General features: G+C 59.7%; 26 protein-coding genes. 16 read left to right on the forward strand and 10 right to left on the reverse strand.

The window, feature by feature from the left end; translation table 11 throughout:
- The first annotated feature begins 74 nt into the window (after window positions 1-74).
- Both REA38_RS12260 and tolA read left to right on the forward strand, forming a co-directional pair.
- Entirely contained in the window at window positions 75-482 is a 408-nt protein-coding gene (locus REA38_RS12260) for a hypothetical protein (RefSeq protein ID WP_125460745.1), read from the forward strand.
- A 217-nt stretch (window positions 483-699) separates the two neighbouring features.
- Window positions 700-1143, forward strand: coding sequence for a cell envelope integrity protein TolA (gene tolA / locus REA38_RS12265; protein WP_308885953.1), 444 nt, complete (start codon window positions 700-702; stop codon window positions 1141-1143).
- A gap of 148 nt (window positions 1144-1291) precedes the next feature.
- On the opposite strand, the gene REA38_RS12270 is transcribed toward tolA, so the two are convergent.
- Complete coding sequence (locus REA38_RS12270) at window positions 1292-1582, reverse strand: hypothetical protein (protein WP_033646366.1); 291 nt, start codon at window positions 1580-1582, stop codon at window positions 1292-1294.
- A gap of 145 nt (window positions 1583-1727) precedes the next feature.
- Here REA38_RS12270 and REA38_RS12275 point away from each other — a divergent pair, with 145 nt between their 5' ends.
- Window positions 1728-2147: a GNAT family N-acetyltransferase gene (locus tag REA38_RS12275; RefSeq protein WP_308885954.1), complete on the forward strand. Its 420-nt coding sequence runs from the start codon at window positions 1728-1730 to the stop codon at window positions 2145-2147.
- A gap of 60 nt (window positions 2148-2207) precedes the next feature.
- Here the strand turns inward: REA38_RS12275 and REA38_RS12280 are convergent, their stop codons facing one another.
- Window positions 2208-3323: an AI-2E family transporter gene (locus tag REA38_RS12280; RefSeq protein ID WP_033646364.1), complete on the reverse strand. Its 1116-nt coding sequence runs from the start codon at window positions 3321-3323 to the stop codon at window positions 2208-2210.
- Between the two features lie 294 nt (window positions 3324-3617).
- On the opposite strand from REA38_RS12280, the gene REA38_RS12285 reads away from it, so the two are divergent.
- Complete coding sequence (locus tag REA38_RS12285; protein ID WP_162837928.1) at window positions 3618-3755, forward strand: hypothetical protein; 138 nt, start codon at window positions 3618-3620, stop codon at window positions 3753-3755.
- 64 nt (window positions 3756-3819) lie between these two features.
- Here REA38_RS12285 and REA38_RS12290 read toward each other — a convergent pair whose 3' ends face one another.
- Window positions 3820-5031, reverse strand: coding sequence for a CynX/NimT family MFS transporter (locus REA38_RS12290; RefSeq protein ID WP_308343851.1), 1212 nt, complete (start codon window positions 5029-5031; stop codon window positions 3820-3822).
- A 227-nt stretch (window positions 5032-5258) separates the two neighbouring features.
- Between REA38_RS12290 and REA38_RS12295 the strand changes: the two genes are divergently transcribed.
- Complete coding sequence (locus REA38_RS12295; protein ID WP_033638235.1) at window positions 5259-5717, forward strand: hypothetical protein; 459 nt, start codon at window positions 5259-5261, stop codon at window positions 5715-5717.
- 99 nt (window positions 5718-5816) lie between these two features.
- Window positions 5817-6233, forward strand: coding sequence for a DUF2000 domain-containing protein (locus REA38_RS12300; protein ID WP_033646362.1), 417 nt, complete (start codon window positions 5817-5819; stop codon window positions 6231-6233).
- A gap of 12 nt (window positions 6234-6245) precedes the next feature.
- Here the strand turns inward: REA38_RS12300 and REA38_RS12305 are convergent, their stop codons facing one another.
- Window positions 6246-6596, reverse strand: coding sequence for a GFA family protein (locus tag REA38_RS12305; RefSeq protein ID WP_033653875.1), 351 nt, complete (start codon window positions 6594-6596; stop codon window positions 6246-6248).
- Window positions 6597-6736: 140 nt separating this feature from the next.
- On the opposite strand from REA38_RS12305, the gene REA38_RS12310 reads away from it, so the two are divergent.
- The 3 genes from REA38_RS12310 to REA38_RS12320 all read left to right on the forward strand — a co-directional run bounded on the left by REA38_RS12310 (window position 6737) and on the right by REA38_RS12320 (window position 8881).
- Window positions 6737-6946 carry a hypothetical protein gene (locus REA38_RS12310; RefSeq protein WP_025160266.1) on the forward strand — a complete coding sequence of 70 codons (210 nt, stop codon included), beginning with the start codon at window positions 6737-6739 and terminating at the stop codon, window positions 6944-6946.
- Window positions 6947-7097: 151 nt separating this feature from the next.
- A complete protein-coding gene (locus REA38_RS12315; protein ID WP_308885955.1) occupies window positions 7098-8168 on the forward strand; it encodes an SMP-30/gluconolactonase/LRE family protein in 1071 nt (356 codons plus the stop codon).
- A gap of 68 nt (window positions 8169-8236) precedes the next feature.
- The gene (locus REA38_RS12320) at window positions 8237-8881 is read left to right on the forward strand and encodes a Qnr family pentapeptide repeat protein (protein WP_308885956.1); all 645 of its coding nucleotides are present in this window, start codon (window positions 8237-8239) and stop codon (window positions 8879-8881) included.
- A 6-nt stretch (window positions 8882-8887) separates the two neighbouring features.
- Here REA38_RS12320 and REA38_RS12325 read toward each other — a convergent pair whose 3' ends face one another.
- Both REA38_RS12325 and REA38_RS12330 read right to left on the reverse strand, forming a co-directional pair.
- Complete coding sequence (locus tag REA38_RS12325) at window positions 8888-9289, reverse strand: hypothetical protein (RefSeq protein ID WP_033653937.1); 402 nt, start codon at window positions 9287-9289, stop codon at window positions 8888-8890.
- Window positions 9290-9535: 246 nt separating this feature from the next.
- Entirely contained in the window at window positions 9536-10213 is a 678-nt protein-coding gene (locus REA38_RS12330; RefSeq protein ID WP_016928046.1) for an isochorismatase family protein, read from the reverse strand.
- A 253-nt stretch (window positions 10214-10466) separates the two neighbouring features.
- Between REA38_RS12330 and REA38_RS12335 the strand changes: the two genes are divergently transcribed.
- A complete protein-coding gene (locus REA38_RS12335; protein ID WP_033638240.1) occupies window positions 10467-10895 on the forward strand; it encodes a universal stress protein in 429 nt (142 codons plus the stop codon).
- Window positions 10896-11210: 315 nt separating this feature from the next.
- Entirely contained in the window at window positions 11211-11966 is a 756-nt protein-coding gene (locus tag REA38_RS12340; protein ID WP_025302549.1) for an SDR family NAD(P)-dependent oxidoreductase, read from the forward strand.
- 43 nt (window positions 11967-12009) lie between these two features.
- Here the strand turns inward: REA38_RS12340 and REA38_RS12345 are convergent, their stop codons facing one another.
- The 4 genes from REA38_RS12345 to puuD are packed head-to-tail and all read right to left on the reverse strand — an operon-like array spanning window position 12010 to window position 16129.
- A complete protein-coding gene (locus REA38_RS12345) occupies window positions 12010-13290 on the reverse strand; it encodes an FAD-binding oxidoreductase (RefSeq protein WP_308885957.1) in 1281 nt (426 codons plus the stop codon).
- Window positions 13291-13301: 11 nt separating this feature from the next.
- A complete protein-coding gene (gene puuC, locus REA38_RS12350; RefSeq protein ID WP_308885958.1) occupies window positions 13302-14798 on the reverse strand; it encodes an aldehyde dehydrogenase PuuC in 1497 nt (498 codons plus the stop codon).
- A 15-nt stretch (window positions 14799-14813) separates the two neighbouring features.
- Complete coding sequence (gene puuR / locus REA38_RS12355; protein ID WP_049288046.1) at window positions 14814-15371, reverse strand: HTH-type transcriptional regulator PuuR; 558 nt, start codon at window positions 15369-15371, stop codon at window positions 14814-14816.
- Window positions 15368-16129: a gamma-glutamyl-gamma-aminobutyrate hydrolase gene (puuD, locus tag REA38_RS12360; protein ID WP_038877729.1), complete on the reverse strand. Its 762-nt coding sequence runs from the start codon at window positions 16127-16129 to the stop codon at window positions 15368-15370. Before puuD ends, puuR begins: the two co-directional genes overlap by 4 nt.
- Window positions 16130-16348: 219 nt before the next feature.
- Here puuD and REA38_RS12365 point away from each other — a divergent pair, with 219 nt between their 5' ends.
- From REA38_RS12365 to REA38_RS12385, 5 genes are all read left to right on the forward strand, one after another.
- A complete protein-coding gene (locus REA38_RS12365) occupies window positions 16349-17767 on the forward strand; it encodes a glutamine synthetase family protein (protein ID WP_033638248.1) in 1419 nt (472 codons plus the stop codon).
- Between the two features lie 308 nt (window positions 17768-18075).
- Window positions 18076-19452 (forward strand): APC family permease, encoded by a 1377-nt coding sequence (locus REA38_RS12370; protein WP_308885959.1) that lies wholly within the window; start codon window positions 18076-18078, stop codon window positions 19450-19452.
- 91 nt (window positions 19453-19543) lie between these two features.
- On the forward strand, window positions 19544-20437 hold the full coding sequence (gene yddG / locus REA38_RS12375) for an aromatic amino acid DMT transporter YddG (protein ID WP_308885960.1): 894 nt from the start codon (window positions 19544-19546) through the stop codon (window positions 20435-20437).
- Window positions 20438-20510: 73 nt separating this feature from the next.
- On the forward strand, window positions 20511-20783 hold the full coding sequence (locus REA38_RS12380; protein ID WP_004941292.1) for a hypothetical protein: 273 nt from the start codon (window positions 20511-20513) through the stop codon (window positions 20781-20783).
- A gap of 373 nt (window positions 20784-21156) precedes the next feature.
- Window positions 21157-22044, forward strand: coding sequence for a nucleoside-specific channel-forming protein Tsx (locus REA38_RS12385; RefSeq protein ID WP_308885961.1), 888 nt, complete (start codon window positions 21157-21159; stop codon window positions 22042-22044).
- Window positions 22045-22060 lie beyond the last annotated feature (16 nt).

The following is a 22060-nucleotide window of genomic DNA, read 5'->3' on the forward strand; positions in this document are numbered from 1 at the left end:
AGCCGAAAAGGAGCTCTCGGCGGACTTCTTTGTTACAATCAATAATATTGCCATCAAGAAAAAAGATAGTTTAAATGACCAAAAAAATTGTTACTGCTTTGATTTTGTCTTTATTTATTAGCGGATGCGCCACGCAAACTGCCGATGAACGAGTGGCTAGGGCGAAAGCAAAGTACGCCGAATCAAACCCCGTCCCGCAAGCGCCTTCACCCATGGTTCGTTTGGAATGCAATACGCAAGCAGGAACCCAAATTACGGCCATGATGAATGGCGCATCGCAAACCGTCACCATTAACAGCGCCGTATTCCGTTTTGTCGACCGGGATGACATTCAGGGCATTGATACTTTGAGCTTTGCCAGAACCGTTGACGGCATAACCAGTTGGGTGTTCGTGAACATGGCATCCAGCGATCCGGTTTATCTCAGCATTGTGAGCCAAAAGACCGTGTTGAAATTTATGTGTAGTGCTTACAAAGGATGAGTGAAAACGTATATACCGTCGCTGTCTCTTCATACATTATTTCCGTCGAAAATCGCTGCAGAGCCGGTGTTGGAGTGACAAACTTCTCAGTACCTGGAGAAAGGCTTAAGGTCAGTGGCGGTTTATGCTGATCCTGTATAACGTATTGGCCGGGGCTCTTTGAGTAGCCCCGCGTTAACGGATTTCGCCGCTGATAATCATCCATAAGGAAAGGGATATGAAAATAACGCATTCAGGCTATAAAACCGGCGCCGCCACCTTAATGGCGGTGATGCTCGCACTGGCATTAACGGGGTGTGCCAAGAGCACTGCCCCCAGCCAAAACGATCCGGCGAATAAAGAGGTCGATGATCTTTTCGCCAACCTTGGTGACCCAAAGACGCCTGCGCCGGGAAAAGAGAAAGAACAGTATTTTGCCCAGTTGCTGGCCGTGATTCAAAGCCATTTGAAAGATGCAGAAGCCTACTCAGGCAGAAGTTGTACATTGCGCATCAAGCTGGCGCCGGATGGTCTGCTGATCAGCGTTCGGGCTGAACAAGGGGAACCGCAACTTTGCCAGGCCGCGATAAAGGCAATCGTCAATGCGCGTTTGCCTAAGCCGCCAACGGCCGCGGTTTACGAAGCGGTCAACAACGGCACGTTGGAGTTTCGGCCGATATGAAAATAAAGGGCGACAACTGCGATGCCAGATAATTAAACCAAAGTCGCAGGCCGTACTTTCATGCGGCCTGTGAGTATTGGGTTGTGCAATATTTCGTATAGCGTTTCCTAATGTTGAATCCAGTCTTCACGGCATATGTTGCCAAGACTTACCGATACATCATTGCGCTCACGCGCTCGCTTCGATCTTTAAAACCGTTGCTGCGCATCGTGACCACGTAATAGCGGTAGTGATGCTTCTGCGCGTACTCGCGCACCAGCTCTTCAGCAAACAGGCCGCTGAAGGTGACGGTGGTGACGAAGGTCAGCCCTTTCACTTCGTAGGTGCTGATCTCTTGCGGAGTGCCGATATACGGCGGCGGGAACACGGTTTTGTGGAACTGGCAGCCCGCCAGCAGCAGGGTAAACAGCAGGGCGGCGGAGATTTGCGGTATTTTCATCGGGAAATGTTTTCCTTCCTTGGCGTGTTTTTAGTAACTCTATAATAGGATTACAAAATTTGGCGGGGATGTAAAAATTATCCCGCTTCGGTTGCCGTTTCGTTGAAGCGGCACCGCCGTCATCCATACGAATGAGGGGTTAAATATGCTTGTGCGCCTTGCTGCTGAAACCGATGTCGCAGCCCTGATCGCCCTGGACAGCGTTGCTCAGAATGCGCCGCAGCGCGCGGCGCAAATCCGCGCCTGGTGCGCGCAGGGCATCTGTTTTCTTGCCGAGGAACAGGGCATGGCAATGGGCTATGGGGTGCTGCACTATCACTTCTTCGGCTGCGGCTTTATCGAGATGTTGATGGTCGGCGAGCGCTATCGCCGCCGGGGCGTCGGGCAGGCGCTGATTGCGGCGTTGAAGTCCCATTGCCGGCACCCGAAGCTGTTCACCTCCACCAATCGCTCCAACCTGCCGATGCAGCGGCTGCTGCTGAACGCCGGGTTTGTCGCCAGCGGCCAGATTGACAATCTCGATGACGGCGATCCGGAGCAGGTCTTTTTTATCCCGGCGCGCTGATACAAAACCACTGACAAAAAAGGGGCCCATTGGGCCCCTGCGTGATTCGCTGCGGGAGGTTTACTCCACCGCGTCGGGATGATTTTTGCCTTCCTCGATAAACGCTTCGTCGATCTCTTCGATGTTCTCCTCGCTGTCGCGGCCGGACAGAATGTTCCAGCAGGCGATGAACAGCGCGGCGATCAAGGGGCCGATGACGAAGCCGTTGATGCCGTAGATCTCCATGCCGCCCAGGGTGGAAATCAAGATCAGGTAGTCCGGCATTTTGGTGTCTTTGCCCACCAGCAGCGGGCGCAGAATGTTGTCCACCAGGCCGATCACCACCACGAAGAACACTACCAGGAAAATGGCTTTCCATAGCATGCCGGTGGCGAAGAAGTAGATCACCGCCGGCACCCAGATGATAGCGGAGCCTACGGCCGGGATAATCGACAGGAACGCCATCAGCGCGCCCCACAGCAGGCTGCCGTCGATGCCGGTAAAGTAAAACGCCAGCCCGCCGAGCGCGCCTTGCACCACGGCGACCACCACTGTGCCCTTGACGGTGGCGCGGGAGACGGCGGCGAACTTCACGAACAGGTGGTGTTTTACGTGCTGGGAGAGCGGCAGCGCTTCGAGCGCCAGGTTCACCAGATAGGGGCCGTCTTTCAGCAGGAAGAACAGCAGGTAGAGCATCACGCCGAAGCCGACGACGAAGTTGAAGGTGCCCTTGCCGATCAGGAAGACGCTGCCCGCCAGATATTGCCCGCCCTTGAGCGCCACCTCGGAAAGCTGCTTTTGTATCTCGGCGGCGCTGTTGAGGTTATGTTCCGCCAGGAAGCGCTGCGCCCAACCGGGCAGGTGGCGCATAAAGTCCGCCAGCATGGTCGGCAACTGGCTGTTGTTGGTCTGCAGCTTGGTGTAGATCACGTTGAATTCCATCGCCAGCGACGAGGCGATGATCGCCAACGGCGTGAACACGATCAGGCAGATCAGCGCCACCGTCAGCAGCGACACCACGCCGTTGCGTTCGCCGACGTACTGCTTCAGTTTCTTTTTTACCGGATGGAAAATCACCGCCAGAATGACCGCCCACAGCACCGAGGAGTAGTAAGGCCCCAGCACGTCGAGAAAGGCGGCGGTAACGATGAACAGGATCAGAATAAAGAATCCCTTGGAAATGCCTTTAGACATCATAGTCGTCCCTCAAAAGATGAATTTTCAGCATAGATGAACTGAATGAAAACAACACTATCATCACCTTTACTTAACCGGTAGGGGATTTTTAGTGGCGTATTCCATAGGGTTATTAAGGGCAAGGCTGGCGCCGCAGGGTGAACAGACGGCGGCGTGAGAAAAGAAAGAGGGCTAAATAATTAACAAAATTTATCGATTGTGTTTCATTTTGTGAGCCGCGCTTGCCGCCTGCGCCAGGCTTTCCTAGTGTTGATGAGGGCGGCCGTTCGCCCGATACCACGAAGGAGTATGCAAATGACTGAACACAAACGACTCGGCGTCATCGAGAAGACGCTACTGATCGCCTTTGCCGGCCTGCTGGTGTATTTCGCGGCCACCGGCGCCTTGTCATTGTCGGGTCTCGATCATCATTGGCCTTATCCTTCGCGATAGGCAGGCATCTGCACCAGGGAAAATTCAGCACCGCTTATAACAAACAGAACCACCTTTCTGCTTATCACCCCGCCTTATGCCGCCGGCTGAGAAAAGCCAGCGCCAACAGCGCCCCTGACACGGCCGCCGCCAGCACCAGCCAGGCCGGGGCCGCCCAACCGGCTGCGGCCACGATGGCGCTCAGCGCAACCGGGCCGATCACCTGGCCGAGATAGTTCCCCTGCATCACCAGCCCCAGGCTCAGCGGCAGCAGCGTCGGTTCCGGCGTCGCCGCCGGCGTGGCGGCCAGAATGGTGGCGGGCAGCATGCCGGCGATGGCGCAGAACAGGAAACACAGCGGGATCAGCAGGGCGTTGGGCGTTATCGGCAAGAAAATGCCGATGCCGAAGACGCCGATGATCAGGCTGGTGGCCGCGAGCAGGCTACCGGCGCGCAGACCGCGCGACAGCAAGAGCCCGGCGGCGAGGTTGCCGATGATGTTCGCCGCCACCGCCGCCGCGCTGATACCGCCGGCGGCCGCCAGCGACAGGCCGATGCGCTGCATCAGGAAAATCGGCAGGAAGGTCATCACCGAGAAAAATTGCAGGTTGTAGGTGGCGAACATCAGCGCCAGCAACAGCGGTCGGCGCGCCCGCAGCAGGGCGCCCAGCGCTTGCCGCAGCGGCAAGGACGGCGCGTGCGTCTCGGTGGTGCGGCGGGACGTGGTCAGCGGCAGCAGCAGGGCGGCCAGCAGCGTCAGCGCCGCACCGGCCTGCCAACTCTGCTGCCAGCCGGCGAGATGGGGGCCGAAAAACAGCGAAATGGCGATGCCCGCCGGCATGAAAGTGCTCCAGATGCCGAACACCAGGCTGCGCTGCGCCGGGGCGACGATGCGGTTCAGCACCGCCGGCGAGGCGACCACCACGATCACGAAGCCGAGGCCTTCGACAAAGCGGCTGACGATCAACCCGCTGAAGTCGTGCAGCGCGGCGCCGGTAAAGCTGGCGGCGCTGATGATCAGCAGCCCGAGCGCCAGCAGCCGCCGGTCGCCCCAGCGGCGCACCAGCAGCCCGGCGGCGATGCCGCCGAACACCCCGACGAAGGGAAAGGCCGAAATAACCCAGCTCAGCGCCTCGAGCGAACGGCCGAACTCGGCCTCCAGCGCCGGCAGCGCGATGGTGGCCTTGCCCACGTGCAGCGCCGCGGCGATGCCGGCGAACAGCACGTTGATGACGGCTAGCCAGGGCGTGGCGGCGGGGAGAACGCGGTCGATGGCGTCCGGTTTAATCGCGGTCATAACACTCTCCAGTGGCGGTAACGCCATCACTATGTGCTCTTGCAACGGCTGAGGTCGTTCAAATGCTGCGCTATCACGTGGGGAAATTATTCATTTCGAGCTTTATTGAGCGCCTTCGTTGTTTGGTTCGCCAGCGTGCCGCCCGGCGTGGACGCTGATCCCCCTGCAGCGGTTTACTGTTCCGGCACGCAGCAGGCGTGTTGAATTCATTTTATAAGGAGCAGTGTATGTCAGAGATGATGAACGAGAGTGGGGCGCCGGCCATTGAATGGAGCTATGGCGGCCGGGGTGATGATATCAGCAGCAGCCTGAGCCTCGACACGGTTGAGGAGCAGCCGCAGGGTTTCTTGATGACGGTCGATCGGCCGGTGCAGATCTTTAAAGATGCGCTGTCGCCGATGATGGCCTTTGTCACGCTGCTGCGCCCGCTGTACGCCAAAACGAGCGAGGGTTTCCAGTACGTGCCGGTTTCCAATCCCTGGACCGACGTGCAGCGCCTGCCGGCCAGCGCAGGCTATCTGGGCGTGCAGGTCAACGCCGGGCTGTTCTTCCACGGCGCCAAGCCGACGCACTATAAAGATCGCGACGGCCAGATGAAACCGATCGACGGCGGCACGCTTTTGCAGCACATCACCGTGCTGCATCAGGTGGCGCAGCCGCTCGGCCCGGGTGAAGGCGCCGTCTGAGCCGGCAGCGTTATTACGGGGGCCGGACGCGGCCCCTTATCGCGCCTTGAAACCGTGCGCAGGTTGGATAAAACTGACTGCCTATTCAAGGAGAAGAGTATGTACAGCGACAACGAGAAAAAGTTTTATATCATCCTCAACCGCAATCACGAACCGGCCACGCTGTTTAACGCCTCCTGCCATCTGACGGCGGGCATCACCGATCTGATCGAACAGCGCCAGTTTCACCACTATCCGAGCAGCCTCGACGGCGTCAGCGCCAATATGAGCCACTACCCGATGGTGATCCTGCAGGCTAAAAACAGCAGCCAGCTCAGCAACCTGATCCTCAAATGCAAGGAGGAGGGCGTACTGTCCAACTTCTTCACCACCACCATGCTGTCGCACTCCGCCGAACAGCAGATCGCCGACACCGCCAACACCCCTTACGAACAACTGGATTTCGTGGCGGTGGCGCTCTACGGCGACGCCGAACAGCTTAAGCCGTTGACCAAGAAGTTCTCCGTCTACCGCTGAAAACGCGGCATCTCAGACGCTGGCGCCGTCGTAACTGTGGATCTGCAACGCATCCAGCGCGACGTCAGGCACGCAGCGCAGGTTGACGGCGCACATCGCGGCGCCGTCCGGCGCGGTGCCGTAGGCGAAGGGCTGAGCGCCGCACACTCGGCAGAACTGATGGCGGATCTTGTGCTGATTGAAGGTGTAGGCGCTGAGCTGGTCCTGGCCGCTGTTGAGCGTGAAAGCGCTGATGGGGAAGAACGACAGCAGCAGCCCTTTGCGGCGGCAGATCGAACAGTTGCAGCTGAGGGCCTCGGTGGGCAGTTCGGCGTCCACGGAGAAGGTGACGGCGCCGCAGTGGCAGCTTCCCTGGAATGGCATGGCGATGGTCCTGTAGCAGGGGGCGTGTTTGCCCAGTATAGTGCAATTTATCGTCACTCGGCCGCGCAGGGCCTGGTTTCCTTAGTAAACGCGCGGTTTTCTGGTAGGTTAGAGGTTAACGTCATCAAAAGGAGATCGCGATGTTAGAACATTACTATCCGGCCAATATGGGCGCCAAACCGGTCACGGACGAACAGCATAAACGGCTGGTGGCGGTGCAGGCGGCGCTGGAGCTGATCAAGGCCACGCTGTCGGATACCAACGACGGCAACGGCGTGGACTTCCAGCTGAAGGCGGCGGAGAAGCACATCGGCCCGATGGCCGACGCCATTCAGGAAGCCCTGAAGTAACGGTTCGCCGTCGCCTCAACCGCCCGCCCGGGCGGTTTTTTTTGCGCCGATTACTGCGATTTTTTTAGTAGCGCATTGCCTTTTTCCCGGCTGGTGCCGTGAGCGGCGCGATCCTACTCTAGCGATCCGAGTCCTCATCAGGATCATGCTTATGTTCCGCTTCAGCCTCTTTTCTTTCTTGTTGCTGCGGCGCCGGCGCCTCACCCAGCTTGCCGGCGCCGCGCTGTTTCTCAGCGGCGTCATGCAGGCGCAGGCCGCGCAGCGCATCGACTTCTCGCCGGATGCCGCCGGCGCCTACCCTGAAGGCATCGCCTGGAATGCGCGCGCCGGCGCGTTCCTGGTGTCGTCCCTGCGTGGCGGGCAGCTCGGCCTGGTCTACCCGGATGGCCGCTATCGGCGCTTTTCCACCGGCAGTGGGCTTATCACCACCTCCGGCATGCTGGTGGACGCCGAGCGCAACCGGGTGCTGGTGTGCAACGAAGACGTGGGCGTATCCCTCAACTCAACCTCCGGCACGCGCAATCGCGTGGCGCAGGTGCTGGAGTTCAATCTCGATACCGGCGCGCTGCAGCAGACGTACGATCTTTCATCGTTAAGCCGTGGGCCGACGCTGGCCAACGATCTGGCGCTCGACGCGCAGGGCAATATCTACGTGACCGACAGCTTCCAGCCGCAGATTTACAAGATTGACCGGGCAACGCGCCAGGTATCTATTCTGGTGCGCTCGGCGCGTTTGATGCCCGCCGACGCACCCGCCGCAGCGCAGGGCACGCAGCCTTATCTCAACGGCATCGTGTATCACCCGGATGGCTATCTGATTGCGGCGGACTACACCCGCGGGCTGTTGTGGAAGGTGACGCTGGATAACGCATCTGCAATAAGTGAAATCAGGCTGCCGCAGCGGCTGAAAGGGCCGGACGGGCTGCGGCTCAAAAACGCCCATGAATTGGTGATCGTACAGTCTTATCCGGGGAGGAAAGGGGGCATGTCCGGCAACGTAACGCTGCTCGCCTCGAGCGACGGCTGGGCCAGTGCGCATCTCGCGGCGGTCGCCACGCCGCCGGGATTGGATGGGCCGACCGGCGCCGCGCTGCGCGATGGCGAGGTGTGGGTGGTCAACTCCCGTTACCCCCGTTTGTTTGCCGACGTCGCTCAGGCGGAGAGAACCAGGACGTTCAGCATCGTCAGGGTGGCGTTAGAGCGGAGGCCCGCCGATCGGTGATGGTTGCCAACTCAGCTGGAATAGGATTAAATGCCGCACCGACTGTATAAATAAACAGGTGTGCTGCGATGAGTCTGATGTTGAAGGGTGAAAAGATTGACCGTAACCGCTTTACCGGCGAGAAGATTGAAAACGGCAGCTTTATGCTGTGTGATTTTTCGGGCACCGATCTCACCGGCACCGAGTTTATCGGCTGCCAGTTTTACGATCGTGACAGCCGACAGGGCGGCAATTTCAGCCGTGCGGTACTCAAAGACGCCAGCTTCAGAAGCTGCGATTTGTCGATGGCCGACTTCAGCTACGCCAGCGCCCTGGGGCTGGAGATCCGCGAATGCCGCGCGCAGGGCGCCGATTTTCGCGGCGCCAGTTTTATGAACATGATCACCAGCCGCACCTGGTTTTGCAGCGCCTATATCACTAAAAGCAACCTGAGCTACGCCAACTTCGCCAAGGTGGTGCTGGAGAAATGCGAGCTGTGGGAAAACCGCTGGCACGGCGCACAGGTGCTCGGCGCCAGCTTCAGCGGCTCCGATCTGTCCGGCGGCGAGTTCTCCGGATTCGACTGGCGCGCCGCCGACGTCACCCAGTGCGATTTGAGCAATGCGGAACTGGGCGAATTGGATTTACGCAGCACCGATCTGCAGGGGGTCAAAATGGACAGCCACCAGGCCGCGCAGCTGCTGGAGCGGCTGGGGATCGCGATCGTCGGCTGAGAGGGGTTATTGCGATGATTGGGCAAATAAGCGATTGAAGGCTTTATCCGCGTCCACCGGAATGCGGCGTTGCATTACCGGGATAGTGAAGCGCGGATCCTGTGAGAGGAGGCGAGCTTGTTCGTTGAGCGGCACGACGGCGATGGCCAGATTGTCGTTGGCCTGCATAACGCCTTCCTGTTCGAACAAGGCGAACACCGGTGCGGTGTGCGCAGTACCCAACGAGCAAGCCGAAATCCAATAGTGCCCGTCTTGGGCAAATTTGCACTGTGCCGTTTGCAGGCTAATTGCGCTGATCTGTTTGGCGATCAAGGCATTCGCGTTTTTCACATAGCTTGGCGGCGCCGGCTGGCAGCCTGCCAAACTGAGTGTCAGCGCAGCTAGCGTCAGTGTTCTTTTGCCAATCATAGCCATCCTTGAGGTCATTTCCTGCGAATATAAATAATTATCGTAGCAACGATAATGTACCAGTGTCGAGAACAGATTGATTTATTAAGTTTTTATGGCTTTTTCATGACGATTAAGCGCTTATCCCCGCTTTTATAACAGAAAGCGGTTTCGCGTGAAGGGAAGAACAGAAGGCAGAAACGGCGGCTTTTGCGCGTTTTCATGGCGAGCCCCGGCAGGGTGCCGGGGCTTTGTGCCTGGGCGCCTTTAGCGCTGGGAGTCCAGCAGTTCGTTGTTTTTCACTACGTCCTGCGCTTTGAGGTAGCTCTCGATCAGCAGTTGATAGGCCGGGAAGATTTTGGTGTAAACCTCGGCCCACTGCTGAGCGTCGGCGCGGTTCCAGCTGCCCTGCAGCTCCGAGGCCACGCCGGCGGTGTCGATCGGCACCACGCCGGCCTGCACCACGCGCGCCAGGGTGATTTCCTGCGCCATTTTCGAGTAGGTGCCGGAGGCGTCGATCACCGCGAACACTTTATAGCCTTCGGCCACCGCGCTGATGGACGGGAAGGCCATGCAGACGCTGGTGATGGTGCCGGCGATGATCAGAGTCTTGCGGCCGGTGGCTTTGACCGCCGCCACGAAGTCCGGGTTGTCCCAGGCGTTGATTTCCCCTTTGCGGGCGACGTATTGCGCGTGCGGCGCATTCTGATGGATTTCCGGGATCAGCGGGCCGTTCGGGCCCTGCGGCACTGAAGCGGTGGTGATCACCGGCAGTTTGCTGAGGGTGGCGATGCTGGCCAGGGCGGCGGCGCGGGCGCGCAGTTCGGTCATCGGCATGTCGGCGACGGTCTGGAACAGGCCGCTCTGATGGTCGATCAGGAGCATGACCGCGTCATTGGCATCAATAACAGGACGCTGGCCGTTGAAGTTGGCTGGAGTGCTCATGGTTTTTTCCTTCTCTTGTCGTGAGGTCAATGGGTATCTGCTTTGATTGATAAGGCTGAAACTCAGCGCTTGTCTACAGTGTAGGGAGGGGAGAAAAATCCGGTAGACCGCAAAGGCGGGATGCATCGTTCCACAGATGGAACGATTGCGAGACAGGCGAGCGAACCGGCGCTAGGCTAAACTTAAGGTGCATGAGAAACATGCGGCAAGGAGCGCCATCCTGTTTACGGAGTTGACGAGGAGGGCCGCCATCATGGCTTATCGGCATATCGTTGTCGCCACGGATCTCAGCGAAGACGCAGAGTTCCTGCTGGGCAAGGGCGCCAGGCTGGCCGCCGCGCTCAATGCCCAACTTTCCCTGATCTATATCGACATTCATCGCGCCGGTTATTACGTCGATCTGGGCGTGGGCGATTATAACTACACCGATCGCACCTTTTCAGAGCGGGTGAAGAATATGCTCAATGCGATCAAAGGGCAGTCGTCGTATCCGGTTGAAGAGGTGATCGTCAGCCGCGGCGCGTTGACGGAGGAACTGAACCGGGTGGCGAAGGAGAAAGGGTTCGATCTGGTGATCTTCGGCCACCATCACGATGTCTGGAGCCGACTGGTCTCTTCGGCGCGTCAGGCGATCAACGAGCTGAACGTCGATCTGCTGGTGATCCCCATCGAGAAAAAATAGTCGCGGCCGCCTGCGGGCGGCTGCCGTTTTTCATTCACATCGCTTATCTCTGAGCGGCCATAACCGCCTATCCGCAATAGTCCCGCTGGCTGACAATCCGCCTTGAAAATAGTGACAGGCCGGGATTTTATTCTATCCATCAATATGTTGGCCAAAATCCGATAAAGGTTAACCCAGCGCATTGAAATCACTGACATACCTCCTTTTGGTTAATAAACCGCACGTTTTGACTGGCGCTCAGGGGAGGGGCGTCTTATCCTCGGGGCAATGAGATTTGTATGACTTATATAAATACGTTCACATGGAGGAGGTCTCATGCGTTTTGACAATAAAGTCGTGGTTATCACCGGTGCGGGCAATGGCATGGGGGAAGCGGCGGCGCGGCGGTTCTCCGCCGAGGGCGCCATCGTGGTGCTGGCCGACTGGGCTAAAGAGGCGGTAGACAAGGTTGCCGCTTCGCTGCCGAAGGGCCGGGCGATGGCGGTGCATATCGACGTGTCCGATCACGTCGCGGTTGAAAAAATGATGAACGAGGTGGCGGAAAAACTGGGCCGCATCGACGTTCTGCTGAACAACGCCGGCGTACACGTGGCGGGCAGCGTGCTGGAAACTAGCGTCGATGACTGGCGGCGCATCGCCGGGGTCGATATCGACGGCGTGGTGTTCTGCTCCAAATTCGCCTTGCCGCATCTGCTGAAGACCAAGGGCTGCATCGTCAATACCGCGTCGGTGTCCGGCCTGGGCGGCGACTGGGGCGCGGCCTATTACTGCGCGGCGAAAGGCGCGGTGGTCAACCTGACGCGCGCCATGGCGCTGGATCACGGCGGTGACGGCGTGCGTATCAACTCGGTCTGCCCGAGCCTGGTGAAAACCAACATGACCAACGGTTGGCCGCAGGAAATCCGCGACAAGTTCAATGAGCGTATCGCGCTGGGGCGCGCGGCGGAGCCGGAAGAAGTGGCGGCGGTGATGGCGTTTCTGGCCAGCGACGACGCCAGCTTTATCAATGGCGCCAACATTCCGGTCGATGGCGGGGCGACCGCCTCGGACGGCCAACCGAAGATCGTTTAAGCGTTAACGCACAGGCCCGGCCAGGATGACCGGGCCTGCTGTTTTAGACGCCGATGCGGTCGCGCAGCGTGTAGTAGGCCGCGCCGATGGCGGTGAACGGGATCTGCAGATTGCGCCCACCGAAGAACGGCAGGTGCGGCAGCTTGGCGAAGGCGTCGAAGCGTTCGGCGTCGCCGCGCATCAACTCGGCGATCAGCTTGCCCGCCAGATGGGTACAGGTCACGCCGTGGCCGCTGTAGCCCTGCATGTAGTAGACGTTATTCTCCAGCCGGCCGAACTGCGGCATGCGCGACAGCGTCAGCAGGAAGTTGCCGGTCCAGCGATAGTCGATACGCACCCCTTTCAGCTGCGGGAAGGTCTTCAGCAATTTTGGCCGGATCAGGTTGTCGATGTCGTCCGGATCGCGCGCGCCGTACACCACGCCGCCGCCGTACAGCAGGCGATGATCGGCGGTGATGCGGTAGTAATCCAGCAGGTAGTTACAGTCTTCCACGCAGTAGTTCTGCGGGATCAGCGCCTGCGCGATCTCCGGCGCCAGCGGCTCGGTGGCCACCACCTGAGTGCCGCACGGCATGCTGCGCTTGGCCAGCCGCGGCTCCAGCTTGTCGCCCAGATAGGCGTTGCCGGCGACGATGACGAAACGCGCCTTCACCTGGCCGTTGGCGGTGCTGATCAGCGCCGGTTCGCCGTGGCGGATGTTCGTCACCGCCGATTGCTCGAAGATGCGCCCGCCCTGCAGGCGAATCGCCTCGGCCTCGCCCAGCGCCAGGTTGAGCGGATGGATGTGGCCGCCGCTGTGATCGAGCAGCGCGCCGACGTAGCGATCGCTGGCAACCTCCTGGCGCACCCGGTCCGCATCGAGCAGCTCGAGCTGGGTATTGCCGTAACGTTCCCAGTTGCTTTTTTGCTCGATCAACGCATGGAACTGCTTGTTGTTCAGCGCGGCGAAGATGCCGCCGGGGCGATAGTCGCAGTCGATGGCGTAGCGGCTGATGCGGCTGCGGATGATCTCCGCGCCTTCAAACATCATGCTGCCGAGCAGGCGGGCGCTTTCCGCGCCGTAGCGCTCTTCAATCACATCGATGTCCCGGCTGTAGGAGTTGACCAACTGGCCGCCGTTGCGGCCGCTGGCGCCGAAACCGATGCGCGCCGCTTCCAGCACCACCACGTCGTAACCGGCTTCCACCAGGAACAGCGCGGAGGAGAGGCCGGTATAGCCGCCGCCGATCACGCAGACGTCGCACTCGATCGATTCGTTCAGTTGCGGATAGGGCTGATGTGCGTTGGCCGTGGCCGCATAGTAGCTTTTTACGTGTTCAGTCATGAGATAAGCCCTTATTCCAGCGAGATCCAGGTGGTTTTCAATTCGGTGAACTTGTCCAGCGCGTGCAGCGATTTGTCGCGGCCGTTGCCGCTCTGCTTGTAGCCGCCGAACGGCACGGTCATGTCGCCGTCGTTGTAGTTGTTGACGAACACCGTGCCGGCTTTCAGCTGGCGCGCCATACGGTGCGCACGGGCCAGATCGCGGGTCCAGACCGCGGCGCCGAGGCCGTAGTCGCTGTCGTTGGCCAGCTGCAGCGCCTGTTGCTCGTCGTCGAAGGTAGTCACCGCCAGCACCGGGCCGAAGATTTCATCGCGCGCCACGCTCATGGCGTTGTTCACCTGGGTGAGGATGGTCGGCCCCAGATAACCGGCGTGGTCGCCCTGCGGATGGTCGCGCCCGTCGAGGAACAGCGCGGCGCCCTGGCTCAGCCCCCGATCGATATAGCCGGCCACTTTTTCGCAGTGGCCGCTGTCGATCAGCGTGCCCATCACCGTGTCGGGATCGAGCGGATCGCCGGGAGCGAAGGCCGCCGCGTGTTTGCGCAGCGCCTGCAGGAATTCCTGCTGAATGCTCGCTTCGACCAGCAGGCGAGTGCCGGCGATGCACACCTGCCCCTGATTATAGAAGATGCCGGCGGCGGCGCTGCGGGCGGCCTGATCCAGATCCGGGCAGTCGGCGAAGACGATATTGGCGCTCTTGCCGCCGGCCTCCAGCCAGACGCGTTTCATGTTCGATTCGCCGGCGTAGATCATCAGCTGCTTCGCCACCGGCGTGGATCCGGTAAAGGTGAGGGCGTCGACGTCGCGGTGCAGCGCCAGCGTCTTGCCGGCGTCGTGGCCATAGCCGGGCACCACGTTCAGCACGCCGTCCGGCAGCCCGGCCTGCTGCGCCAGTTTGCCGAGCAGGATGGCGCTGAGCGGCGATTTTTCGGAGGGTTTGAGCACCACGCTGTTGCCGGCGGCCAGCGCCGGGCCGAGCTTCCAGCAGGCCAGCAGCAGCGGGAAGTTCCAGGGCACGATGGCGCCGACCACGCCGATCGGCTCGCGCTCGATCAGCGCCAGCGCCTCGCGGCCGGTGGGGGCGATTTCGCCGTAGACCTTATCGATCGCTTCGGCGTACCAGCGAATGCAGCGAATGGCGCCCGGCACGTCGTCGCGCAGGCTGTGGCGAATCGGTTTGCCGGTGTCCAGCGTTTCCAGCAGCGCCAGCTCTTCGTGATGCTGCTCCATCAGATCGGCGAAGCGCAGCAGCGTGGCTTTGCGCTGCGCCGGGGCGGCCTGCGCCCAGTCGCCGCGTTCAAAGACGGCGCGCGCCGCGCTGACCGCCCGATCGATGTCGGCGGCTTCGCCCCGCGCGACCTGCGCCAGCTCACGGCGCCCGGCGGGATCTTCCACGGCGAAACTTTTCCCCGCGGCGGCCGGCTGGTAGCGGCCGTCGATAAACAGCCGGTGCTCAATCTTCAGGGTCTGCGCCCGTTGTTGCCAATACTGCAAATGGTGAAAGTTCATGCCTGGCTCCGTTGATCAGAATGTCGTCGGCGTATGGGCGCTGATAATCCGGCAAATGCGCGCCGACGTGTTGCTGAAACTGTGGGGGATGCCGGTATTGATGGCGTAGCTCTGCCCAGCCAACAGGTGATAGCTCTGGCCGTTGACCTGCAGCACCACTTCACCCTCCAGCAGCGTGCCGATCTCTTCCCCCTGATGCTTGATGCGCTCGCCGGTGGTGGTGCCCGGTTCGTAGGTCTCGATCATCATCGCCAGCGTGCGGTTCGGATCGCCGTTATGGATAAGCTTCATCGAAACGCCCTGGCTGCCGATTTCGATCAGATCGTCACTGCCGATCACGATCTGCGGCTCCGTCGGTTTTTCCGGCTCGGCGAAAAACGCCGACAGCGACAGACCGTATACCGTCAGCAGCTTTTGCAGCGTGCTGATGGCCGGGCTGACCTTGTCCTGCTCGATAGTGCTGATGGCGCTGTGGGTTAACCCAGACAGTTCGGCAACCCGGCGCTGCGACAACCCTAATTGTTGACGGATCTGCGACAGACGTTTTCCCGGTGCCAAGCTGACGTCGCTCATGGGCGTTTTTCCTTTTGATAGTTCCGACAGGCGGTGATGAAACCATCAAACAACAGGCGCGACAGGGCGTACTCGTCGCTGTTCCACTCCGGGTGCCACTGCACGCCGAGCGCGAAAGGCTGATCGCGCACGCTGATCGCCTCCACCAGCCCATCGGCGGCGTGCGCCTCGATGCGAACGCTCGCGCCCAGGGTTTTGGCGCCTTGGCCGTGCAGCGAGTTCACCCAGAATCTGTTGCAATCCGGTATCAGTTGCGAAAGCAGCCCCCCTTCCTGAACGATGACTTCGTGGGCGGGGGCGTATTGCTGTTCCAGCGGCAGGTCGTGATCTTCACGGTGTTCCTGCAGCTCGGGCAGTTCGTACAGGCGGCGATGCAGGGTACCTTGGGTGGCGACCACCATCTCCTGCATGCCGCGGCAAATGGCGAAAAGGGGAATGCGCCTGTCGAACGCCTGGCGGATCAGCGCCAGGCTCAACGCGTCTCGGCCAGGATCGGCGTCAGGCTCATCGCCGTTTTCACCATAAAGGTGCGGCTGCACATTACTGGGGCTGCCCGGCAGCAAAATGCCGTCGAGGCGCGGCAGCAGTTCCGCCAGCATTTCCGGCTCTGCCAGCGCGTGCGGCAGGGCGATCGGCAAGCCGCCGGCGGTGATAACGGCATTCAGGTACTTTTCTTGCAAGGTCTGTGTGAGGTGCCCGTTTAACCTATACCTGCACATGACGACGCCGATGACTGGTCTGTTAAATATATTGTCCATGCTATCCCCTTGGTACGTTCGAAATTATGAACGATAAGCATCTCCACCGCCGATTTCGTTCAATATTCTATAAATCTAGCAGTCGATTGGGCAATATTCAAACCAAAAGTAACACTTGCAAAACAAATTTGTTTCATCTACGTTTCATTTGTGGGCATTATATTGAACAAAACGGTCAATAAACATCGACGACAGCAAAACACAAACGGCGGGTGAACCATGCAGACCAACATCGTAGAAGTGGAAAACTTTGTTCAGCACAGTGAAGAGAGACGAAGTAGCGCGTTCCAGCGCGAAGTGAAGAAGTATCTGGAACGTTATCCGTTAACCCAACATGTCGACGTACTGTTGACCGATCTGAACGGCAGCTTCCGCGGCAAACGCATCCCGGTCGGCGGCCTGAACAAACTTGAGAAGGGCTGTTACTTCCCGGCGTCGGTATTTGCGATGGATATTCTCGGCAACGTCGTAGAAGAGGCCGGGTTGGGGCAGGAGCTGGGCGAGCCGGATCACGTGTGCGTGCCGGTGCCGGGCACGCTGACACCGTCGGCGGCGGACCCGCAATATATCGCGCAGGTGCTGCTCACCATGCTGGATGAAGATGGCACTCCCTTTGACGTTGAACCGCGCAATGTGCTGAACCGAGTGTGGCAGCGTTTGCGTCAGCGCGGGCTTTCCCCCGTGGTAGCGGTAGAGTTGGAGTTCTATCTCATCGATCGTCAACGCGACGCGGAGGGCTATCTGCAGCCGCCGTGCGCGCCGGGCACGCAAGAGCGCAACACCCAAAGCCAGGTGTATTCCGTCGATAACCTCAACCATTTCGCCGACGTGCTGAGCGAGATCGACGAACTGGCGCGTTTGCAGGGCATTCCGGCGGACGGCGCGGTGGCGGAGGCGTCGCCGGGGCAGTTCGAGGTCAACCTGCACCATACCGACGACGTGCTGCAGGCCTGCGATCACGCGCTGGCGCTGAAGCGGCTGGTGCGCATGGTGGCCGAGAACCACAACATGCAGGCGACCTTTATGGCCAAGCCGTATGAGGAACACGCCGGCAGCGGCATGCACGTGCACATCAGCATGCTGAACGCGCAGGGCGACAATGTGTTCGCCGACGACGACGGCGAAGACTCGGCGCTGCTGAAACAGGCGCTGGCGGGCATGATCGCCCTGATGCCGTCTTCGATGGCGCTGCTGGCGCCGAACGTCAACGCCTACCGCCGCTTCCAGCCCGGCATGTATGTGCCGACCCAGGCCTCCTGGGGGCATAACAACCGCACCGTGGCGCTGCGCATTCCCTGCGGCGATCGCGACAACCACCGCGTGGAGTACCGAGTGGCGGGCGCCGACGCCAACCCTTATCTGGTGATGGCGGCCATTCTGGCCGGCATCGTCTACGGGCTGGAAACCGCGCTGCCGCTGCCTGAGCCGGTGACCGGCAACGGGCTGGAGCAGGACGGGCTGCCGTTCCCGATCCGCCAGAGCGACGCGCTGTACGAGTTCGAACATCAGCCGGTGCTCAATGCATTGCTGGGCGAACGTTTCAGCCACGTCTATCTGGCCTGCAAAACCGATGAGCTGGTGCAGTTCGAGCGCCTGATCACCGAAACCGAAATCGAGTGGATGCTGAAAAACGCCTGATCCCGCTCACCCCGCGACTACCGCGCGCGTCCGGCGCATTTCATCGGCTCTCCTGTGGCCGGTGAGGCTGCGCGCTGCGGTACTGAATTTCTTCTATCACGGCGTACAGGACGCCGACGAGGAAATAGCCATGACTCAGTCATCCCCCTGCGCAGACGTTTGCCTGTGCCGCAGTGCCTACGGGCCGGTCGCCGGCCGCCCGACAGTGATCCCAACCCGTTTTTCCCGCCGCCTGAGCAGCAGTTTCCCTGCGGCCTCTCTGAATGACGTTGCACGGTTGACAGCAGAGGACCAAGAGGGGAAATGCCATGACGATTAAAGCCATCGACGGCGGCCCGGCGGGCAAACCGCAGCTGCGCAAATCCCTCAAGCTGTGGCAGGTGGTGATGATGGGCCTGGCCTATCTGACGCCGATGACGGTGTTCGATACCTTCGGCATCGTCTCCGGCCTCACCGACGGCCATGTGCCGACCTCCTATCTGCTGGCGCTGGCCGGCGTGCTGTTCACCGCCATCAGCTACGGCAAACTGGTGCGCCAGTTTCCTACCGCCGGCTCCGCCTACACCTACACCTATGCGCAGAAGGCGATCAACCCGCACGTCGGTTTTCTGGTGGGGTGGTCATCGCTGCTCGATTATCTGTTCCTGCCGATGATCAACACGCTGCTGGCGAAGATTTACCTGACCGCGCTGTTCCCGGAAGTGCCGCCCTGGGTGTGGGTGGTGGGCTTCGTTATCCTGATTACCGCCATCAACCTGAAAAGCGTCAATCTGGTGGCCAACTTCAATACCCTGTTCGTGCTGGCGCAGGTGGCGATCATTCTGGTGTTCATCTACCTGGTGGTGCGCGGCCTGCACAACGGCGAGGGGATGGGCACGGTGTGGAGCCTGCGGCCGTTCCTCAGTGAGAATGCGCACCTGCTGCCGATCATTACCGGCGCCACTATCCTGTGCTTCTCGTTCCTCGGCTTTGACGCGGTCACCACGCTGTGCGAAGAGACGCCCGACGCCGCCAAGGTGATCCCGCGCGCCATCTTCCTGACCGCGCTGTACGGCGGGGTGATCTTTATCAGCGTGTCGTTCTTCATCCAGCTGTTTTTCCCGACCATTCAGCGTTTCCACCAGCCCGATGCCGCGCTGCCGGAGATCGCGCTGTACGTCGGCGGCAAGCTGTTCCAGTCGATCTTCCTGTGCGTGACCTTTATCAACACGCTGGCCTCCGGCCTGGCGTCGCACGCCAGCGTGTCGCGCCTGCTGTACGTGATGGGGCGTGACAACGTGTTCCCGGAGAAATTCTTCGGCTACATCCACCCTAAATGGCGCACGCCGGCGCTCAACGTGCTGATGGTCGGGCTGGTGGCGCTGTCGGCGCTGTCGTTCGATCTGGTGACCGCCACGGCGCTGATCAACTTTGGCGCGCTGGTGGCCTTTACCTTCGTCAACCTGTCGGTGATCAGCCACTTCTTCATTCGCGAAGGGCGCAACAAAAGCTGGAAGGATCGCTTCAACTTCCTGTTCCTGCCGCTGGTGGGGGCGCTGACGGTGGGGGTGCTGTGGCTGAACCTGGAGAAGAGCTCGCTGACCATGGGGCTGATCTGGGCGACGCTGGGCTTCGGCTATTTGGCCTGGCTGACCCGGCGTTTTCGCCAGCCGCCGCCGCAGCTCGAGCGGCAGCCGCAGCAATAAAATCACAGGCGGGAATTTCCCGCCTTTCTTTTTGGCGCGTGCGGCAGTAGAGTGAAAAACCCGATAAAAAATAACCCATTGGACCCGCCTTATGCCCGCTTTACCCTCGCGTACCCGCGCCACGCTGTTCGGTTTGTTGGCTATTGTGTTATGGAGCAGCGTCGTCGGCCTGATTCGCAGCGTCAGCGAAGGGCTGGGGCCAATCGGTGGCGCTGCGATGATCTACAGCGTCAGCGCGGTGTTTCTGCTGGTGGCGCTCGGCGTGCCGAAATGGCGCAGCTTTCCGCGGCCTTATCTCATCGTCGGCAGCCTGCTGTTCGTCAGCTACGAGATCTGCCTGTCGCTGTCGCTCGGCTACGCCAATACCCGCCTGCAGGCGATAGAAGTGGGCATGATCAACTACCTGTGGCCCTGTTTCACCGTGCTGATGGCGCTGGCGCTCAACGGCCAACAGGCGAAATGGTGGCTGCTGCCGGGGCTGCTGCTGTCGCTGTTCGGCATCGGCTGGATCATGAGCGGCGAGGGCGGCTGGTCACCGGCGCAGATGCTGGCCAACGTGCGCAGCAATCCGCTCAGCTACGGGCTGGCGTTCAGCGGCGCGGTGATCTGGGCGCTGTACTGCAACCTGACCAAGAAGATCGCCCAGGGCAGCAACGGTGTGGTGCTGTTCATTGTGCTGACCGCGCTGGCGCTGTGGCTTAAATATGCCTTCAGCGCGGAAAGCGGCATGCAGTTCAGCGCCGGCGTGACCGTGACGCTGCTGTGCGCCGGGGTGGCGATGGGGGCGGGGTATGCCGCCTGGAACGTCGGCATTCTGCACGGCAACATGACGCTGCTGGCGACCGTCTCTTATTTTACCCCGGTGCTGTCGGCAGTGTTCGCCGCGCTGGTGTTGCACACCTCGCTGACCGTCAATTTCTGGCAGGGTGTGGCGATGGTCACTCTCGGCTCGCTGATCTGTTGGCAGGCAACCCGTGGAAATTAACGGAAATTATCTGCCGTCGGCGCAATGTTGAACTAGAATTTAACTAGCCATGTTGCCTGAAGGAACGACGACGATGAGAAGCGACATTCAATTTATTCAACAACCCGAAATCGACGTGCATCACTACGAGCGCGGCGATACCGTGCGCCTGACCACGGCGAATTTGCGGCATGAATATCAGCTCGACGTTTATATTTTGCGCCGCGACGACAAGCTGATTTACGGCTCGGTCGTCGCGGCGGCGCCCAAGACCGATATCCCGGTCGCCAGCTGGGAGGTGAAAAACGGCGAAGAGGTGGCGTTCCGTCAGGAAAACATCGCCAAGGCGGTGCCGGCGGTGAACTGATTTCGCTTTGCGTATTTTTTACTGATTTTGATGAAGGCCGACGTTTATACGTCGGCTTTTTCTTTGTCGCGCCTCAATGGCGGGCAGGTGACACCCTGACGACATTTGGCTCAAAAACTGCGCTAAAAATCGATGTGCATGACAAAAATCACAGCGAATGTGAATTTGCATGAAACATAATTTGACAAATGTGAACGCAATCGATTACCTATTCGCGAAATGCGTAACTGGATCACAGATTCTTACAGTCAGTGGTTTCTATAATGCGCGCGTCATCCGAGTTTCTGTGTGAAGACAACGCCAGGTGTCGGCAGACTCATTGTCATCTTTTCTAAACGGGCAGGAAATGGCCCTTTAAGCATGTGGTAATAAAATGAAAAAAATAGCTCTCGCAGCAGGTGTACTGCTCGCAGCGTCTTACAGTGCATCATCAATGGCTGATAGCAAAGACAGTCAATATGTCTCCGACTGGTGGCACCAGAGCGTCAACGTGGTGGGCAGCTACCACACCCGCTTCGGGCCGCAGCTGAATAACGACGTGTATCTCGAATACGAAGCCTTCGCCAAGAAAGACTGGTTCGATTTCTACGGTTACGTTGACGTGCCGAAGTTCTTCGGCGTGGGCAACACCCCGGATCGCGGCATCTGGGACAAAGGTTCCCCGCTGTTTATGGAGATTGAACCGCGCTTCTCCATCGACAAGCTGACCGGCACCGATCTGAGCTTCGGTCCGTTCAAAGAGTGGTACTTCGCCAACAACTACATCTATGATCTGGGCCACAACGCCGACGGCCGTCAGAACACCTGGTACATGGGTCTGGGCACCGATATCGACACCGGCCTGCCGATGAGCCTGTCGATGAACATCTATGCCAAATACCAGTGGGAAAACTACCAGGCCGCCAACGAGAACAGCTGGGACGGTTACCGCTTCAAGGTGAAATACTTCGTGCCGCTGACCCAGGTGTGGGGCGGCAACCTGAGCTACATCGGCTTCACCAACTTCGACTTCGGTTCCGATCTGGGCAAGGACAGCCATTGGGTTGACGGCACCGGTAAACAGGTGCGCACCGGCAACTCGATCGCTTCCAGCCATATTTTGGCGCTGAACTACGATCACTGGCACTATTCTTTCGTGGCGCGTTACTTCCATAACGGCGGCCAGTGGCAGGATGGCGCGGATATCGGCACGCCGCAGGACCCGATGAAAATCAAGTCTACCGGTTGGGGTTATTACCTGGTGGTCGGCTATAACTTCTGATTTTCCGTGCTATCAG

Origin of the sequence: Serratia sp. MF1(2023) (assembly GCF_030954545.1) — a bacterium.
Classification (GTDB): Bacteria; Pseudomonadota; Gammaproteobacteria; order Enterobacterales; family Enterobacteriaceae; genus Serratia; species Serratia sarumanii.